The sequence below is a fragment of the Chryseobacterium sp. VD8 genome, assembly GCF_037149975.1.
In the GTDB taxonomy this organism is placed as follows: domain Bacteria; phylum Bacteroidota; class Bacteroidia; order Flavobacteriales; family Weeksellaceae; genus Chryseobacterium; species Chryseobacterium indicum.
Map to the genome: position 1 here is coordinate 1 of NZ_JBBCQL010000371.1, position 2,376 is coordinate 2,376.

Consider the following 2,376-nt stretch of genomic DNA (forward strand, 5'->3'; position numbering starts at 1 on the left):
GATCGCAAGATTGCTTCAGGGACTGAGTGTGGGCGGAGAATACGGTGTTTCGGCAACCTACCTCAGCGAAATGGCAACTGCCGATCGAAGAGGATTTTATTCCAGCTTTCAGTATGTGACTTTAATTGGCGGACAGTTAATTGCATTGGGAATTCAGCTGATCTTACAGAAATTACTTTTAACGGAAACCCAACTGGAAGATTGGGGATGGAGAATTCCTTTCGTAATCGGAGCCTTGCTTTCTGTTATTGCTTTATACCTGAGAACCAATCTTCATGAAACCGAAGCTTTTGAGAATAAAAAAGATCTGGGTGAAAAGAAAAAAGGAACTTTAAAAGAACTGCTTAAACATCCGAAAGCCTTAATTACGGTTGTCGGATTAACGTTGGGAGGAACACTGGCTTTCTACACCTACACAACGTATATGCAGAAATTTCTCGTAAATACCGTTCATCTTACCAAAGAAGAATCTACTCTGATTTCCTTCATCTCCCTATTTATTTTCGCCTGTCTGCAGCCTGTTTTCGGAGCACTGTCGGATAAGATCGGAAGAAGACCGTTACTATTAGCTTTCGGAGTTTTGGGAACTGTCTTCACCTACCCTCTTCTGAATGCTTTAAGCCATACAACCTCAATGTGGGGCGCATTTTTTCTGATTATGGCTGCTTTAATTATTGTAAGCGGCTATACTTCTATTAATGCGGTCGTAAAAGCAGAACTTTTTCCTTCTGAAGTAAGAGCTTTGGGTGTAGGATTACCTTACGCTTTAACGGTTGCTATTTTCGGCGGAACTGCAGAATACATCGCACTTTGGTTTAAACAGGCGAATGTGGAACATTATTTCTACTGGTACATTACTGTCTGTATTTTCTTTTCTTTTGTAGTGTACGCCACAATGAAGGATACAAAGAAAACCTCAACGCTGGATAAAGATTAATTGATGATAAAAAAAGTTCGGCTCAGGTTCCCTGAGCCGAACTTTTTTATTTTAATGATAAGCCTGCTTAAATTTCTCTAAAATATTGTCCAGATTATGCCTCTGAACATAAACACTCTTCACCTCTTCATACCTCGGCGATTTATAAAAAACTTCGTGGAAATCCATACTGCCGTTTCCTACTTTTACCACTTTCTGTACTTCGATATTCAACTTTCTTAATTCGTCTTTAAAAACCTGAAATTCATCTTGTATATTCTTCATCTATATTTTTGGATTTAATTAAAACTATCTCTTTACATCAAACACCCTACCAAAACAAGGGGGTCGTGTTTAAATTCTGAATAAAGTTAATGAAATATTCCATACAAACATAAGATTTAGACAACATTTTAATAAAATATTTACGACAATCTAAATTATTTTATAATATATATACATTTTTAACAGATTTAACGTTTAAATAAATAATTTAAAAACTTAATAACAATGACGCTTAAAACCGCTTTTACCGTAGCACTTTTATTACTGTTTAATTTTTTCAGAACCCAGAAGCCGGAATTCAGAGCTCCCGATTATGCTTCCATTCAGAAGAACATAGAAGATAAAAAGTCGGAGTTTTACTATCCCGATCTCCTGAAAAAACTAAAACAGAACGATACCCTCATTACACAGGAACAGTACCGTCATCTCTATTACGGATATATCTTTCAGCCAGATTATGAACCGTATAAAATCGACGATAATCTTGAAGAAATGACGAAATTCTACCGTGGAGAAATATCTGATAAAGATCTGCCAAAAGGAATTAAACTGTTCAGACAAACTTTGGAAAAAAATCCTCTGGATTTAAGGGCAATGAATTATCTCGCTTATATGTACCATCTCACCAAAGACGAGGTGACAGCAAAAAAGATTTCACGTAATTTTCACGGATTACTGGAAGCATTTCTTTCCAGCGGAGACGGAATAACGTGTGGAACAGGCTTTCATGTAATTTCCATATCTCATGAATATGTACTCATGAATATGTTTGAAATGGAAGCCAAATCGCAGAGTTATGACGGAATGTGCGATTATCAGGAGTTTGAAAAAGGCAAATATAAAATTGCCGGACTATACTTTAACGTGAGTAAACTTTACGGGAAAATGTCCTTCAAAAGATAGATTTGTTTACGTCTTATGCAACTGTAAAAGGTACAAATGATGAGGAGTATTATTTTCTTTGAGAAAGTCAATATACTATCCTATTATTTATCAGCAGGTTTAGCGACATTTGCAGTGAGAGTCTAAGTTTGATTAAACAAGTTTGATGAAGTTGTTTAAAGTAAAAGAGTTTGCTCCTTTAGGAGCAGAATCTGTGTAGAAATAAGAATAAATCCGTCAATCAATCCATAGGATTGATATCTTAAATACGATACATTTTCTAAAGATAGCGT

The 2,376-nt window shown here is 35.8% G+C and carries 3 protein-coding genes; 2 read left to right on the forward strand and 1 reads right to left on the reverse strand.

Features of this window, described 5'->3' with window-relative positions; translation table 11 throughout:
• Positions 1–937 (forward strand): MFS transporter (locus WFK35_RS22215; RefSeq protein WP_336734766.1); only part of this gene is annotated, 937 nt, incomplete at its 5' end.
• 51 nt (positions 938–988) lie between these two features.
• On the opposite strand, the gene WFK35_RS22220 is transcribed toward WFK35_RS22215, so the two are convergent.
• Positions 989–1,201 carry a hypothetical protein gene (locus WFK35_RS22220; RefSeq protein WP_214590967.1) on the reverse strand — a complete coding sequence of 71 codons (213 nt, stop codon included), beginning with the start codon at positions 1,199–1,201 and terminating at the stop codon, positions 989–991.
• Between the two features lie 225 nt (positions 1,202–1,426).
• Here WFK35_RS22220 and WFK35_RS22225 point away from each other — a divergent pair, with 225 nt between their 5' ends.
• On the forward strand, positions 1,427–2,104 hold the full coding sequence (locus WFK35_RS22225) for a DUF4919 domain-containing protein (RefSeq protein WP_336734768.1): 678 nt from the start codon (positions 1,427–1,429) through the stop codon (positions 2,102–2,104).
• The last annotated feature ends 272 nt before the right edge of the window (positions 2,105–2,376 follow it).

Coding starts and splice junctions, on each gene's coding strand:
- WFK35_RS22220 (WP_214590967.1), bottom strand. CDS start 1,201: ATGAAGAATATACAAGATGAATTTCAGGTTTTTAAAGACGAATTAAGA.
- WFK35_RS22225 (WP_336734768.1), top strand. CDS start 1,427: ATGACGCTTAAAACCGCTTTTACCGTAGCACTTTTATTACTGTTTAAT.